16 protein-coding genes are annotated in these 15102 nt (G+C 69.8%); 15 read left to right on the top strand and 1 reads right to left on the bottom strand.

All coding sequences use genetic code 11. The features are described from left to right. Positions 1 to 2: 2 nt before the first annotated feature. From ORV05_RS26510 to rho, 4 genes are all read left to right on the top strand, one after another. A complete protein-coding gene (locus ORV05_RS26510) occupies positions 3 to 1316 on the top strand; it encodes a homoserine dehydrogenase (protein ID WP_268759909.1) in 1314 nt (437 codons plus the stop codon). A 46-nt stretch (positions 1317 to 1362) separates the two neighbouring features. Then, positions 1363 to 2427, top strand: coding sequence for a threonine synthase (gene thrC / locus ORV05_RS26505; protein WP_268754713.1), 1065 nt, complete (start codon positions 1363 to 1365; stop codon positions 2425 to 2427). Beyond that, positions 2424 to 3305 carry a homoserine kinase gene (gene thrB / locus ORV05_RS26500; RefSeq protein ID WP_268754712.1) on the top strand — a complete coding sequence of 294 codons (882 nt, stop codon included), beginning with the start codon at positions 2424 to 2426 and terminating at the stop codon, positions 3303 to 3305. The genes thrC and thrB overlap by 4 nt, the downstream gene beginning before the upstream one ends. A gap of 390 nt (positions 3306 to 3695) precedes the next feature. Next, positions 3696 to 5651: a transcription termination factor Rho gene (rho, locus tag ORV05_RS26495; RefSeq protein ID WP_268754711.1), complete on the top strand. Its 1956-nt coding sequence runs from the start codon at positions 3696 to 3698 to the stop codon at positions 5649 to 5651. A gap of 160 nt (positions 5652 to 5811) precedes the next feature. On the opposite strand, the gene ORV05_RS26490 is transcribed toward rho, so the two are convergent. Then, a complete protein-coding gene (locus ORV05_RS26490) occupies positions 5812 to 6333 on the bottom strand; it encodes a CHAP domain-containing protein (protein ID WP_268754710.1) in 522 nt (173 codons plus the stop codon). 226 nt (positions 6334 to 6559) lie between these two features. On the opposite strand from ORV05_RS26490, the gene rpmE reads away from it, so the two are divergent. From rpmE to ORV05_RS26435, 11 genes are all read left to right on the top strand, one after another. Then, positions 6560 to 6787: a 50S ribosomal protein L31 gene (rpmE, locus tag ORV05_RS26485; RefSeq protein WP_144586456.1), complete on the top strand. Its 228-nt coding sequence runs from the start codon at positions 6560 to 6562 to the stop codon at positions 6785 to 6787. A gap of 82 nt (positions 6788 to 6869) precedes the next feature. Continuing rightward, positions 6870 to 7940, top strand: a complete 1071-nt coding sequence (gene prfA, locus ORV05_RS26480) for a peptide chain release factor 1 (protein ID WP_268754709.1) — start codon at positions 6870 to 6872, stop codon at positions 7938 to 7940. Between the two features lie 60 nt (positions 7941 to 8000). Continuing rightward, positions 8001 to 8768 carry a hypothetical protein gene (locus tag ORV05_RS26475; RefSeq protein ID WP_268754708.1) on the top strand — a complete coding sequence of 256 codons (768 nt, stop codon included), beginning with the start codon at positions 8001 to 8003 and terminating at the stop codon, positions 8766 to 8768. Positions 8769 to 8893: 125 nt separating this feature from the next. After that, a complete protein-coding gene (gene prmC, locus ORV05_RS26470) occupies positions 8894 to 9757 on the top strand; it encodes a peptide chain release factor N(5)-glutamine methyltransferase (protein ID WP_268754707.1) in 864 nt (287 codons plus the stop codon). A gap of 54 nt (positions 9758 to 9811) precedes the next feature. After that, the gene (locus ORV05_RS26465) at positions 9812 to 10462 is read left to right on the top strand and encodes an L-threonylcarbamoyladenylate synthase (RefSeq protein WP_144586461.1); all 651 of its coding nucleotides are present in this window, start codon (positions 9812 to 9814) and stop codon (positions 10460 to 10462) included. Then, positions 10462 to 11625, top strand: coding sequence for a glycosyltransferase family 4 protein (locus ORV05_RS26460; protein WP_268754706.1), 1164 nt, complete (start codon positions 10462 to 10464; stop codon positions 11623 to 11625). Before ORV05_RS26465 ends, ORV05_RS26460 begins: the two co-directional genes overlap by 1 nt. After that, positions 11622 to 12113, top strand: a complete 492-nt coding sequence (locus tag ORV05_RS26455) for a hypothetical protein (RefSeq protein WP_407652564.1) — start codon at positions 11622 to 11624, stop codon at positions 12111 to 12113. The genes ORV05_RS26460 and ORV05_RS26455 overlap by 4 nt, the downstream gene beginning before the upstream one ends. A gap of 451 nt (positions 12114 to 12564) precedes the next feature. Further along, positions 12565 to 13347 (top strand): F0F1 ATP synthase subunit A, encoded by a 783-nt coding sequence (atpB, locus tag ORV05_RS26450; RefSeq protein WP_268754705.1) that lies wholly within the window; start codon positions 12565 to 12567, stop codon positions 13345 to 13347. 64 nt (positions 13348 to 13411) lie between these two features. After that, the gene (locus ORV05_RS26445; protein WP_144586465.1) at positions 13412 to 13666 is read left to right on the top strand and encodes an ATP synthase subunit c family protein; all 255 of its coding nucleotides are present in this window, start codon (positions 13412 to 13414) and stop codon (positions 13664 to 13666) included. A 29-nt stretch (positions 13667 to 13695) separates the two neighbouring features. Beyond that, positions 13696 to 14247, top strand: a complete 552-nt coding sequence (locus ORV05_RS26440) for a F0F1 ATP synthase subunit B (protein WP_144586467.1) — start codon at positions 13696 to 13698, stop codon at positions 14245 to 14247. Between the two features lie 6 nt (positions 14248 to 14253). Next, entirely contained in the window at positions 14254 to 15099 is an 846-nt protein-coding gene (locus tag ORV05_RS26435; protein ID WP_407652563.1) for a F0F1 ATP synthase subunit delta, read from the top strand. The last annotated feature ends 3 nt before the right edge of the window (positions 15100 to 15102 follow it).

The raw sequence follows: 15102 nt of genomic DNA, 5'->3' as shown, positions 1-15102 counted from the left end.
CGATGGCTGGACTGTCCACTGCAGACGGAAAAACGATACGGGTGGCCCTGCTGGGCTGCGGCACGGTGGGCTCCGAGGTCGCCCGGCTGCTCACCGAGCAGGCCGGCGAGCTCGCGGCGAGGGCAGGGGCGCCGGTCGAGCTGGCCGGGATCGCGGTGCGCCGCCCGGACAAGCATCCCGAACTCCCGCAACACCTGCTGACCTCCGACGCTGCCGCGCTCGTCGAGTCCGATGTGGACGTCGTCGTCGAGCTGATCGGCGGAATCGAACCGGTCCAGACCTGGCTGCTGACCGCGCTGCGCAAGGGAAAATCCGTCGTCACCGCGAACAAGGCCCTGCTGTCGGAGCATTCGGCGGAGCTGTTCGAGGCGGCCGACGCCAGCGGCGCCGACCTCTACTTCGAGGCCGCGGTCGCCGGTGCGATCCCGTTGCTGCGCCCGTTGCGCGAGTCGCTCGCCGGTGACCGCATCACCAAGGTGATGGGCATCGTCAACGGCACCACCAACTTCATCCTGTCCGCAATGGACTCCACGGGTGCCGGGTACGCGGAGACGCTGGAGGAGGCGAGCCGGCTCGGTTACGCCGAGGCCGACCCGACGGCCGACGTCGACGGGTACGACGCGGCGGCGAAGGCGGCGATCCTGGCGTCACTGGCCTTCCACAGCCGCGTGACGGCCTCGGACGTGCACCGCGAGGGCATCGCCGGGGTCACCGCCTCCGACATCGCCGCGGCGAAGGCGCTGGGGCGCACGGTGAAGCTGCTGGCCATCTGCGAGCGCGTGACCGCAGACGACGGCACCGAGTCGGTCTCGGCCCGGGTGCATCCGGTGATGATCCCGCGCAGCCATCCGCTGGCCGGGGTCAACGGCGCCTTCAACGCGGTGTTCGTCGAGGCCGACGCGGCCGGGGAACTGATGTTCTACGGGCAGGGCGCCGGGGGTGCCCCCACCGCCAGCGCGGTGCTCGGTGATCTGGTCGCGGTCGCGCGGAACCTGGTGGTCGGCGGGCGCGGCCCGCGCGAGTCCGCGCACGCCGCGCTGCCGGTGCGCCCGATGGGGCAGACCCCGACCCGCTACCACGTCAGCCTCGACGTGGCCGACCGGCCCGGCGTGCTCGCCCAGGTCGCGCAGGTGTTCGCGGCGCACGACGTGAGCATCGCCGCGGTGCGCCAGCGCGACCGGCACGCCACCGCGAGCCTGGTCATCGTGACCCACCTCGCACCTGACGCGGCCCTGCAGGCCACCGTCGAAGCGATTGGGAAAATGGACGTCGTACACGAAGTGGTCAGTGTGATGCGCGTGGAAGGCGAGGACTGACGACCATGCGCGAAGGCCGCGTGCTGCTCTCGAACAGGACACTCTCATGAACGCCAGGCCCGGCTGGCCCGGAATCATCGAAGCCTACGCCGATCGGGTGCCGATCCCGGCCGGTGCGAAGGTGGTCACCCTCGGCGAGGGCAACACCCCGCTGCTGCCCGCGCCCCACCTGTCCGAGCTGACCGGCTGCACGGTCTACCTCAAGGTCGAAGGCGCCAACCCGACCGGGTCGTTCAAGGACCGCGGGATGACGGTGGCCATCACGCACGCACTGGCCAGCGGGCTGCGGGCGGTCATCTGCGCGTCCACCGGCAACACCTCGGCCTCGGCCGCGGCCTACGCCGCGCGCGCCGGGCTGACCTGCGCCGTGCTCGTGCCCCAGGGCAAGATCGCGATGGGCAAACTGGCCCAGGCGGTGCGCCACGGCGCCCGCATCCTGCAGGTCGACGGCAACTTCGACGACTGCCTCGAACTCGCCCGCAAGACGGCGATGGACCACCCGGTGACCCTGGTCAACTCGGTCAACCCGGTGCGGATCGTCGGGCAGAAGACCGCCGCCTACGAGGTGTGCGACGTGCTCGGCCGGGCGCCGGACATCCACTGCCTGCCGGTCGGCAACGCGGGCAACATCACCGCCTACTGGGCGGGCTACACCGACTACGCCGCCGATGGTGTGGTGGAGACCTCACCGCGGATGTTCGGTTTCCAGGCCGCGGGCGCGGCGCCGCTCGTGCTGGGTGAACCGGTCAAGGACCCGGAGACCATCGCCACCGCGATCCGGATCGGCAGCCCCGCCTCGTGGGACGGCGCGGTCAACGCCCGCAACGCCTCGGGCGGCCTGTTCGACAAGGTGACCGACGAGCAGATCCTGGCCGCCTACCGGCTGCTGGCTTCGAAGGAGGGCGTGTTCGTCGAGCCCTCGTCCGCCACCAGCGTGGCCGGCCTGCTGCTCACCGCCGAGGACGGCAGGCTCGGCAAGGGCGCCACCGTGGTCTGCACGGTGACCGGCCACGGGCTCAAGGACCCCGCCACCGCGCTCGAGGGCAATGTGGAGGTCGAGCCGCTCGCCGTCGACCCTTCGGCGGTGGCGGCGGCGCTGGAGCTGTCATGACCTCGGTCAGGGTCTCGGTGCCCGCCTCTTCGGCCAACCTCGGCCCCGGTTTCGACACCCTGGGGCTGGCGCTGGGCCTGCACGACGTGATCGAGGTGCAGGTCATCGACTCGGGCCTGAAGATCGAGGTGCTCGACGCGGGCGCCGGGGGAGTGGCCGAGGTGCCCACCGACGAGCGGCACCTGGTGGTGCGTGCACTGCGGGCGGCCTGCGATCGGCTCGGGGTGTCTCTGCCCGGTGTGCACCTGCGCTGTTTCAACGCGATCCCGCACGCGCGCGGTCTCGGCTCGTCCGCGGCGGCCGTGGTGTCGGGGGTCGCGGCGGCCTACGGGCTGGCCGGACGGCCGCTCGACGCCGAGGCGGTGCAACTCGCGTCGGAGTTCGAGGGCCACGCCGACAACGCGGCGGCGAGCCTGCTCGGCGGCCTGGTCATCGCGTGGTGTGACAAGGGCCGCTTCCACGCGGAGCGGGTGACCCCGCATCCGTCGCTCCGGCCCGTGCTGGCCGTGCCCGCCTCGCGGTCGGAAACCGAGGCGACCCGCGGGCTGCTGCCCGCCCAGGTGCCCCACGCCGACGCCGCGTTCACCGCGAGCCGCGCCGCGCTCGCCGTGCATGCGCTGACCAGCGATCCGAGCCTGCTGCTCCCGGCCACCGAGGACCGCCTCCACCAGCACTATCGCGCGCCGGCCTACCCCGAGACGGCCCGGCTGGTCGCCGATCTGCGGGCCGCCGGGATCGCCGCCACCGTCTCCGGAGCCGGGCCCACTGTGCTGGCGCTCACCACGGACGGAATAATTCCGGCATCGGTCGTGGTTGAAGGATTCGAAGTCACCGAACTGCCGGTCGATCTGGCCGGGGTTCAGATCACGGCCGGGTAGCGGCGGTGCGGCGGATTTACGCCACACCGGGGGTGGTTGTTGCACCCGTTGCCTGCTCGGTCTACCCTCGGGGGCGTTCGATCACCGCGTGCAGTCCGCACCCGGCGTCGGTCCCGGGGGTTCCTTCCCGGGTTGCATCCTCAGTTGAACCGATAATTCCGCAGAGCTGAAGCAGGGATAGACCTCAGGCGGGTATCCGGTGGCAACGGTGACGAATTCAGCGTGCTCCTCATGGAGCAGGCAACACCCTCGTGTGGCGGTTCCGCCGCTGTGACCTGCGGTCTTGGCTGGAGAAGCCGCACCGGGGCAGGAGAAAACCGTTTCGCGATCAGACGCGAGCGGTAGTCCGCTGATCCACCTGGAGGCGTGGATCGGTCAGGAAGGACATGTGTGAGCAACACCGATCTTTTGAGCGGTGACCTGGCAGCCCAGGCCACACCGGTCGCGTCGGGGTCAGTGGACCAGTCGAACGGCAGTACGCCCAAGCGCCGCAGTGGCGGCCTGTCCGGCATGGTGATCGCTGACCTGCGGGAACTCGCGGCGGAACTGGGTGTCGGGGATACCAAGGGCATGCGTAAGGGCGACCTGATCGCCGCCATCCGCGAGCGCCAGGGCAAGAGCCCGCGCAAGCGCGCGGCGGCCACGACGGGCGAAACGCTCCCCTTCGACGGCATCGCCGCGGCGGAGAAGCCGGCGGCGTCCGTGACCGTGCCTGCCGAGAAGCAGGAGAAGCCGATGGACAAGGCCGACAGGGCTGCTGCGAAGACGGCCGAGAGGCCGTCCGCGGAGAAGGCGCCGCAGAACGAGAAGGCCGGCGAGGACAGCCAGCAGGGCGAGGACGGTACCCGCCGCGAGGGCGGCAGCCGGCGGCGTCGCGGTTCGAGCCGTGCGAGCGGCAGCCCCGACGCCGGTGGCCAGCAGCGTGAGCGCGGCGGCGACCAGCAGCGCGACGGTGGTTCCCGCGACGGTGGTTCCCGTGATGGTGGTTCCCGTGACGGTGGTCCGCGTGACGGCGAGCAGCGCAGGCAGAACGCGCAGGCCCAGAACCAGGGCGGCCAGCAGCGTGAGCGCGGCGGCAGCAACGCCGGTGGCAATGCCGAGGACGAGGACGGCGGCCGTCGCGGCCGTCGCTTCCGGGACCGCCGCCGTCGTGGCGGTGGCCGCGGCGAGGGCGCCGGGGGCACCGAGACCGAGATCCGCGAGGACGACGTCCTGCTCCCGGTGGCCGGCATCCTCGACGTGCTGGACAACTACGCGTTCGTGCGGACCTCGGGCTACCTGCCCGGTCCCAACGACGTGTACGTCTCGCTGTCGCTGGTCCGCAAGTACGGGCTGCGCCGCGGTGACGCCATCACCGGTGTGGTGAAGCAGCCGCGCGAGGGTGAGCAGCAGCGGCAGAAGTTCAACCCGCTGGTGCGGGTGGACTCCGTCAACGGGCTGGACCCGGAGCAGGCCAAGCGGCGGCCCGAGTTCACCAAGCTGACCCCGCTCTACCCGAACGAGCGGCTCCGCCTGGAGACCGAATCGCACAGGCTGACCACCCGGGTGATCGACCTGGTGATGCCGGTCGGCAAGGGACAGCGTGCGCTGATCGTGTCGCCGCCGAAGGCCGGTAAGACCACGATCATGCAGGACATCGCGAACGCGATCACCACGAACAACCCCGAATGCCACCTGATGGTCGTGCTCGTGGACGAGCGGCCGGAAGAGGTCACCGACATGCAGCGGTCGGTGAAGGGCGAGGTCATCGCCTCCACCTTCGACCGCCCGCCGTCAGACCACACCTCGGTCGCCGAACTGTCCATCGAGCGGGCCAAGCGCCTGGTGGAGATGGGCATGGACGTGGTGGTCCTGCTCGACTCGATCACCCGTCTCGGCCGCGCCTACAACCTGGCGGCCCCGGCCTCGGGCCGGATCCTCTCCGGTGGTGTCGACTCGACGGCGCTGTTCCCGCCGAAGCGTTTCCTCGGCGCGGCGCGCAACATCGAAAACGGTGGTTCGCTGACCATCTTCGCCACCGCGATGGTGGAGACCGGGTCCACCGGTGACACGGTGATCTTCGAGGAGTTCAAGGGCACGGGTAACGCGGAACTCAAGCTGGACCGCAAGATCGCCGAGCGCCGGGTGTTCCCGGCCGTCGACATCAACCCGTCCGGTACTCGTAAGGAAGAGCTGCTGCTCTCGCCGGACGAGCTGGCGGTGCACCACAAGCTGCACCGGGTCCTGCACGCGCTGGACTCCCAGCAGGCCATCGACCTGCTGCTGTCCCGCCTGCGCAAGACCAAGACCAACATCGAGTTCCTGATGCAGGTGTCGAAGACCGCCCTCGGTTCCGACGACGACTGATCCGGACAGGGTGCCCGCCAGGGCACCGGGCCGGAAAACGACAGCAAGGGATGTTTGCTACGGATCGCGATCCGTAGCAAACATCCCTTGCTTCAGTTCCGGGCCCGGGCCTTCCGCGCGACCCCCAGTACGTGCTCGCGCGGACGTGCCGGGGTGTCCGTCACTGGTGGGGGACGGCGGCCGGGGTCCAGCCCCGGTAGTTGCTGAAGTAGTTGTAGCCGCCCATGGCCTTGGTCACGTGGCCGATGTGGCCGTTGACGCTGGTCGCCCAGAAGCCGCCCGCACCATCGGAGATGCCGACGTGGCCGTAGGCACTGATGTTCCAGTACACGAAGGCACCCAGCGGCGGGCTGTAGTTACCGGCGTGCTTCGGGCTGGCGCCGTTCCAGTGCGCGTTGGCCGAGGCCCACACCCCGGTGGTGCCGTAGGCGTTCTCCGCGGCCTTCTCGCAGTAACCCTGGTAGGCGGTGCTGCCGTTGTGGTTGGAGTACCACTTGACGGCGCCGGCGGGGGTGCCGTCGCCCGCGGCGAGGATCGAGACGTCACTGCTGACGTTCTCCGGTGCGGCGGTCACCGCGGCCTCGCTGGTGGCGGGAGCCACCGCCAGTGCGGCCACCGCCAGTGCGGCCACCGCCGCGGGTTTGACCGTCCGGGACAGCAGCCGCTTCACGGTTGTGGACATCGGTCCCCTTCCTCCTGTTGGGAGCTCGGATGGCCCGAGGCTGCCGGGGACGTGTACACGAAACGTACAATCGGTCAAGAAGGTGAACTGTCAACGAAGTACGGGGAATAGGTGCGCCACAGGGCGCGTTGGCACCGATGCCAGCCCGTCTGGCAGAATCGATCCGCTGAAGTCCGGCTCCGGTTCACCTCAGGCGAGGACCCGGCGGCCACGATGAGAGGACCCCATGAAGAGCGGTATTCACCCCGACTACGTGGTCACGACGGTGACCTGTGGCTGCGGCAACACCTTCCAGACGCGGAGCACCAAGACTTCCGGTGCCATCCACGTGGAAATCTGCTCCAACTGCCACCCGTTCTACACCGGCAAGCAGAAGATTCTGGACACCGGTGGCCGGGTCGCGCGCTTCGAGGCGCGCTACGGCAAGCGGCAGAAGAACAACGCCGCCAAGTAGCTTCACCGACGGCGCCCGCCACCCGGCCACCGGGGGCGGGCGCCGCTTTTTTGTTCTGGTTTCGCCGAAGTGAGGTCACCAAGTGGATTCGTCTTCCCTGCACGGGTTGCTCGCCGAGTACGCCGAGCTGGAAAAGCAGCTCGCGGACCCGGCGGTGCACGCCGACCAGTCGCGCGCACGCAAGCTGGGGCGGCGCTACGCCGAACTGACGCCCGTGGTCAAGGCGATCGGTGAGCTCGACAGCGCCCGCGACGACCTCGCCGCCGCGCAGGAGCTCGCCGGCGAGGACGCGGGCTTCGCGGCCGAAGCCCAGGAGATCGCCGCGCGCATCCCCGCGCTGGAGTCCCGGCTCACCGAGCTGCTGCTGCCGCGCGACCCGTACGACTCCTCGGACGTGGTCATGGAGATCAAGTCCGGTGAGGGCGGCGAGGAATCGGCGCTGTTCGCCGGGGACCTGCTGCGCATGTACCTGCGTTACGCCGAGCGCCACGGCTGGAAGGCCGAGGTGCTCGACTCGGTGGAATCCGATCTCGGCGGGTACAAGGACGTCACGGTCTCCTTGAAGAGCAAGGGCGGCGCCGTCGACGGGGTGTGGGCGCGGCTCAAGTTCGAAGGCGGCGTGCACCGCGTGCAGCGGGTCCCGGCCACCGAGTCGCAGGGCCGTATCCACACCTCCGCGGCGGGCGTGCTGATCTACCCCGAGCCCGAGGAGGTCGAGGTCGAGATCGACCCGAACGACCTGCGCATCGACGTGTTCCGTTCGTCGGGGCCGGGCGGGCAGAGCGTGAACACCACCGACTCCGCGGTGCGGGTCACCCACCTGCCGACCGGGATCGTGGTCTCCTGCCAGAACGAGAAGTCGCAGATCCAGAACCGGGCGCGGGCCATCCAGGTGCTGCAGGCCCGCCTGCAGGCGCTGGCCGAGGAGGAGGCCGCCAGCAAGGCGGCCGACGCGCGGCGTTCGCAGGTGCGGACCGTGGACCGGTCCGAGCGCGTGCGGACCTACAACTTCCCGGAGAACCGGATCTCCGACCACCGGGTCAACTACAAGGCGTACAACCTCGACCAGGTGCTCGACGGCGACCTGGACGCCGTGCTCGACGCACTGGCCAGCGCCGACCGTGAGGAACGCCTCGCCAGCGCGGGCGCCTGAGCCCCGCCGGTCACCGTGAGGGGCCCCCTCACGGTGACCGCCCGCGGTAGTTTTGGCGCCATGGGCCTGCGCCAGTGGTACCGGAAGCGGCACATGCGTGACCCGGTCGAGGGCACGTTCACCGTGCGCCGCACGGCCACCCTCGACATTTCCGACGGCCACCACACCCTCCGCCTGTCCGGCGTGCTGCGGGGCCCCGGAATGCCGCCGGAACCGGTCACCGTCACCGAGGTGTTCGCCGCCGAGGCCGAACTGCCGGAACCCGGCACCGAGTACCCCGCCGTCATCGACCGGGCCCGCACCTCGGTGTTCGTGGTGCGGTGGCCGGGCAGGTCGATGACCGAACTCATGGCGCAGCGGGCCCGGGACGCGCGGGAGGAGCGGGCGATCCGGCTCGGGCTCGACCCGTCCGCCCTGCCCGAGGACGAGCCGCCGCAAGGATTCCGGGACGCACTCGAGCGCGCGGTGCGGGAGGCGACGGGCGATCTCGGCCGGCTGCCGGACGGGAGCACCCCGGTGTCGGTGGCTGAGGCGGATCGGCTGCTGCGGACCGGTGAGGCGGCGACGGCGGTGATCAGCGCGATCAGTTTCCTGCGCGTGCCGAAGAAAATCCTGCCCTCGCGGGAGGCGAGCCTGGCCGATGTCGCGCTCGACATCCGGCGTGCGGACGGCACGGCCTACGCGGCCATCGCGCGGTTCGGCTTCCGCACCGCCGCCAGGCGCGCGCAGATCGGTTTCGCCGGGGCGACGGTGCCGGTGCGGATCGACCCAGGGGATCCCCGCCGGGTGGCGCTGGACCGCCACCGGCTTCCCCCGCTCCCGGGCTGACCGGGAGGTTCCGGCATCCGGACGCCCCGGTGGGCGACCTATGGTGGAGGAGTGCGGATGTCCGCGAGCCAGGTTCGCGGCATAGGTCCCCGTGAGGTGGAGCGGGCTGTGTCAAAGTTAGTGCCGTGAAGCGGCAACCGTTACGCCTGGCCATCCTCGAGGCGACCAGGATCCTCGAAGCGGCCGGCGTCGCCTCCCCCCGGACCGATGCCGAGCTGCTGGCCGCGCATGTGCTGGGGGTCGACCGCGGCAGGCTGCCGATGATCCCGCTGGTGGACCCGCCGGTGATCGAGGCCATCGGGCAGCTGGTGGCCCAGCGGGCCAAGCGGGTGCCGCTGCAGCACCTCACCGGGTGGGCCGCGCTCGGCGACATCACCGTCAGCGTGGGCCCCGGCGTCTTCATCCCCCGGCCCGAGACCGAACTGCTCCTCGAATGGGGGCTCAACCTGCTCAACGGGCGTGAGTACCCGGTCGTGGTGGACCTGTGCACCGGTTCCGGGGCGCTCGCGCTGGCGGTGGCGCACGCCCGCCCGGACGCCGTGGTCTACGCGGTGGACATCGACCCCACCGCACTGGCCTGGGCCCGCCACAACGCCGACGCACGGGCCGAGGCCGGTGACACGCCGATCCGGCTGTACTCCGGCGACGTGGGGGACAGCACCATCTTCGCGGAGCTGGACGGCCTGGTGGACCTCGTGCTGTCCAACCCGCCCTACGTGCCGCCGGGCGCGGAGCTTTCGCCCGAGGTGATCGACTACGACCCGGCGCAGGCCGTGTTCGCCGCCGACGGGGGCCTGGCCGTGATCCGGCAGGTGGTGGCCACCGCGGCCCGCCTGCTCAAGCCCGGTGGCGGCGTGGCGATCGAGCACGACGACACCCATGCCTCCGCCGCCCCCGCGATCGTTTCGGCCCGCAAGGTGCTCACCGACGTGGAGGACCACCGCGATCTCGCGGGACGGCCCCGCTTCGTCACCGCCCGCCGCACCTGACCCACTCGCGCGGCCCTCAGGAGGGGCGTTCGGCGACCCGATAGTCTCTAGGGCATGAGTGCGGTGTACGACTGCAGTCGGCCGGAATCCCGTGCGGACGGACTGGCGGCGGCCGCGAACGCGGTCCGGTCCAGCCGCCTGGTCGTGCTGCCGACCGACACGGTTTACGGCATCGGAGCGGACGCCTTCGACGCGGGCGCGGTGCGCGCCCTGCTGCGGGCGAAACATCGCGGCCCGGACATGCCGGTCGGGGTGCTGGTCGGCTCCTGGTCCACTGTGGATGGTCTCGTGCTGGGGATGCCGCCGCAGGCCAGAGCACTGATCGAGGCGTTCTGGCCGGGGGATCTGTCCATTGTGCTGCCGCATGCGCCGAGCCTGCAGTGGGACCTCGGCACCACCCGGGGCACCGTTATGCTGCGGATGCCGCTGCACCCGGTCGCGCTCGAACTGCTGCGCGAGGTCGGGCCCATGGCCGTCTCCAGTGCGAACGTGTCGGGGCAGCCTCCCGCGTCCACCGCCCAACAGGCGCAGGAACAACTCGGCGAGTCGGTGTCGGTCTACCTCGACGGCGGGCCGAGCGGAGACCCGGTCCCGTCCACCATCGTGGACCTCACCGGGGGAGAACCCGTTCTGCTCCGGGTGGGGGCGGTCAGCGCGGAAGCGGTGTCGGAAGCGCTCGGCATGCCGGTGACCGACCCGTCCTGATGACTCCCATCGCCACCGCCGGACTCCCCATCCGGGAATACATCCTCGTCGGGCTCATCGCGGCGACGCTGACCTACCTGCTCACCGGTCTCGTTCGCCGGTTCGCCATCCGCGCCGGCGCGATCGCCAATCCACGCGCCCGCGACGTCCACGTCATCCCGATCCCGCGTATGGGCGGGCTCGCCATGTACCTCGGCGTGGCCGGGGCGATGGCCATGGCGCACCAGCTGCCCGTGTTGCGGCGGGCCTTCGAATACTCGCTCGACCCGGTCGGTGTGCTCATCGGCGGCGGGGTGATCGTGCTGATCGGCGCGGTCGACGACCGGTTCGAAATCGATGCCTGGACCAAACTGGCGGGCCAGGTGCTGTGCGCGGGCATCCTGGTCATCTTCGGCGTGCAGTGGAACGTGTTCTGGGTGCCGTGGGGAGGCAACGGCGACTCGGTCGGTTCGGTGGTGACCCTCGACAGCAACCAGGGCGGCCTGCTCATGGTGGTGCTGGTGGTGCTGCTGGTCAACGCGATGAACTTCGTCGACGGGCTCGACGGGCTGGCCGCGGGGCTGGGATTCATCGCGGCGACGGCCACCTGTTCCTTCTCGCTCGGTCTGCTCAACTCCTCGGGCGGGGATGTGGGCGTCTACCCGCCCGCCCTGATCGCCGCCACCCTGGCCGGCGCCTGCCTCGGCTTCCTGCCGCACAACTTCCAGCCCGCGAAGATCTTCATGGGCGACTCGGGGTCGATGATGATCGGCCTGATGCTGGCGGGCGCCACCACCTCGGCCTCCGGGAAGATCAACTACACCCGCTTCGGCGGCTCGGACGCGCTGGCGCTGCTGTCCCCGCTGCTGGTCGTGGTCGCGGTGCTGTTCCTGCCGGTGCTCGACCTGCTGATGGCGGTGATCCGCCGCACCCGCCGCGGCGAAAGCCCGTTCGCGGCGGACAAAATGCACCTCCACCACCGGTTGCTGGAAATCGGCCACTCCCAGCGTCGGGCGGTGTTGCTCATTTACCTGTGGGCCGGTTTGCTCGGTTTCGGCGCCGTTTCGCTGACGTTGTTCGATACCACGGCGGTAGTCTGGGTGGTCGGTCTCGGCCTGCTGCTCGCGGTGATCGTTTCAATGATCCCTAGACTGAGGTCGAGGAACCAGCAGGGAGTGCCATGACCGAGTCCACCGAAACGACCGCCGAGACGACCACCGAGAAGACCGCCGTGACGACTGCCCAAACCGAGAATCCCCACGCCCAGAGCGTGCTGAAGCTGGCCGACGCGATGTACCGCGGTGCGCTCTGGCCGGGTGTCGCGACCGTGGTCGTGGGCGCCGTCGTCGCCACGATCGTGGTCGGGCTGCCGGGTCTGTTCGGCGCCGTGGTGGGGGGCGTGGTCGCCTTCGCCTCCTCGCTCGCGACCCTGTGGATGATGCGCAAGACCGCCGCGATGGAGCCGATGGCCGTGATGGCCGTCGCTCTCGGTGGTTATATCTTCAAGGTGCTGGTGCTACTGGGTGTGATGATGCTGCTCCGGAATGTGGGCTTCCTGCATCCGAAAGCGTTGGCCTTCACCATGCTGGCGGTGATTCTGGTGTGGGCGGCCGCCGAGTTCGTGGCCTTCCGCAGGACTCGGATTCCGACGATCATTCCGGCCTCGGACTAGCGGCCGGCAGTACCGGCTAACGCGCCCCAAGATCCGCTCTTGCCCCTCTGAGCAGGGAAAAGGGCGGATTTCTTGGTTTCGGGCACCCATCTGGGCGGCAAAGCTGATCAGTACTCGCGTTCGTTAAGGAGTACGGGCGTACGGTGTCGGAATACCGGCTGGTATCGTCCGCATTGCGGAGGCGGAAATCGGCCGCGCTCCCGAAGGTGGAACCCCGACCAGCACCGTGGCGATCGTGATGAGCCATGGGTCCTGCGGTCGACACAGGGTTTGCTCTCGGTGATCGTCACGCCGATTCTCCTGGTCGGCCGGTGTGTTCGCTCTGTTCACCCGCTGTTCACTCAGGGGAGCCGCTTCCCGCTACCCGAAACGTATCGGGTACGTTAAGTCCTGATCGTGACGATTCCCCCGGCGGAGTGAACGCCGGCCGGGAGAACCGGAAGGAGCCCAGTTGGGCGCGCTGGTACTAGCCGCGGGTGACACTTTTACTCCCCCCGGTGCCGGAGACTTCAACCTGCCGTCGATCTTCGGCCAGGTCACGAAGCCGATGCTCCTGGTCGTGCTGTCGGTGATCATCGTCGCCGCGTACTTCCTCATCAGCTCACGCAAGCTGAAGATCGTCCCGAGTCGGGGCCAGTTCGCCGCCGAGTATGTGTACAACTTCGCGCGCAACGGCATGGCCCGCGAGCAGATCGGCTCGAAGGACTTCCAGCCCTTCATCCCGCTGGTCCTCGCGCTGTTCAGCTTCGTGCTGGTCAACAACATCTTCGGGCTGATCCCCTTCTTCCAGTTCCCGACCATGGCGCACATCGGCTTCCCGCTCGCGCTGTCGGTACTGGTGGTCTACCCGGTCTACCACTTCGTCGGGTTCAAGCGGCACGGCTTCGTCGGCTACCTCAAGCACGCGACCGTGCCCCCGGGTGCCCCGCTGGCGATCTACTTCCTGCTGACGCCGATCGAGTTCCTGCAGAAGTTCGTGCTGAACCCGATCACGCTGGCGATCCGGGTCTTCGCCGCGATGTTCGCAGGCCACCTCATCCTGCTCGTGTTCACCGCCGCCGGCGAGTTCCTGCTGGTGAATGCGGCTCCCGCCTTCAAGCCCATTTCGGTGGTCTCGTTCGCCTTCGCGATCCTCATGACGTTCGTCGAGGCCCTGATCCAGGTCATCCAGGCCTATGTGTTCGCCGTGCTGTCGGCCAACTACATCGGTGCCGCGCTGGCCGAAGACCACTGAGAAGAAACCGCAACCACAAGCCCCCGATCCGCGTAGTAGCGGACCGAGTGAAAGGGAAATGCAAGTGAGCAACGTTCTTGCTGAGGCCGCCGCGTCCACCACCAACCTCAACCCCGGCCTCGCCGCCATCGGCTACGGCCTGGGCGCGATCGGCCCCGGTATCGGTGTGGGTCTGATCTGGGCCGCGGTCATCAACGGCACCGCCCGGCAGCCGGAGGCCCAGGGCAAGCTGATGGGCATCGCCTGGACCACCTTCGTGCTGACCGAGGTGCTCGCCCTGATCGGCCTGGTCGTCTACTTCATCGCCTCCGCCGCCTGAGTTCACCGCTCACCGCTTAAGGAGTCGTTGTGGTGAAGACCCAACTCGTGCTCGCCGCCGAGTCCGCGCCGCCCAATCCGGTTCTGCCGAACATCCCCGAGATCATCGTCGGCCTGGTCGCCTTCCTGATCCTGGTTTGGCTGCTCAAGAAGTTCGCCGTGCCGCGCTTCGAGAAGCTGTACGAGGAGCGGACCGCCGCGATCGAGGGCGGGATCGACAAGGCCGAAAAGGCGCAGGCCGAGGCAGAAGAGGCACTGGCCAAGTACAAGGCGCAGCTCGCCGACGCGTACGCGGAAGCGGCCAAGATCCGTGACGACGCCCGGCTCGAGGCCGAGCGGATCAAGGAAGAGCTGCGGGCCGAGGCGCAGGACGAGGCCGCGCGCATCATCGCGCAGGGCCACGCCGCGCTGCAGGCGCAGAAGGCGCAGATCGTGGCCGAGCTGCGGGCCGAACTGGGCCGGAACTCGATCGAGCTGGCCAGCCGCATCGTCGGGGAGTCCCTCGAGGACGACGTCCGGCGGCGCGGCACCGTGGACCGGTTCCTGGCCGAGCTCGGCACCGGTAACGGAGCAGGGAACTAAGGGCCGATGGCTGTAATGACGCAGACGACGCAGACGTCACTGCACGCCGCCAGCCGTGAGGCGCTGGCCGCGGCGGAAAGCCGCCTCGCCGAGGTGCTCGGCGAGGCGGGGACCGACCCGGCCGCGCTCGGTGGCGACCTGTTCGCCGTGGTCGAGCTGCTGACCGGGGAGATCGGCCTGCGCCGGGCCCTCGGGGACGGCTCGTCCGACCCCGGTGCCCGCCGCCGCCTGGCCACCTCCCTGCTGACCGGCAAGATCTCGGCGCCCGCGCTGAGCGTGCTCGAGACCGCGGTCGGCCAGCGGTGGTCGAGCCCGCGGGAGCTGGTGGACGGCCTGGAGTCGCTGGGCCGCTCGGCGCTGTTGACCAGCGCGGAGAAGGCCGGGAACCTGGACACCGTCGAGGACGAGCTGTTCCGGATTGCCCGTATCGTGGTAGGTAAGCCGGAACTGGAGCAGGCGCTGTCCGACCAGGCTGCGCCGGCCGAGGCCAAGCGCAAGCTGGTGCGCGACCTGTTCGGTGCCAAGGTGCAGGCGGTGACGCTCACCCTGGTCGAGCAGGTGGTCGCCCGCAGGTCGGGCCGCGGCGTCGGTTTCGGCCTCGACCAGCTGGTCAAGCTGGCCGCGGAGCGGCGTGCTCGTTCGGTTGCCTACATCGTCAGCGCGAGCGCCCTCTCCGGCGAACAGCGGGAGCAGCTGGCCGAGAAGCTGCAGGGCATCTACGGGCGGCCGATCGCGCTGCACGTCGAGGTCGACCCCCGCCTCGGCGGCGGACTGGTCGTCCGGGTCGGTGACGAGGTCATCGACGGCAGTGCGGCCGGCCGGATCGCGGCGCTGCGCAGGCAGCTCGCGTGAGAG

The sequence above is a fragment of the Amycolatopsis cynarae genome (genome assembly GCF_026802195.1).
GTDB lineage: Bacteria > Actinomycetota > Actinomycetes > Mycobacteriales > Pseudonocardiaceae > Amycolatopsis_E > Amycolatopsis_E rhizosphaerae.
This window is presented reverse-complemented; position numbering and strand designations above follow the sequence as displayed.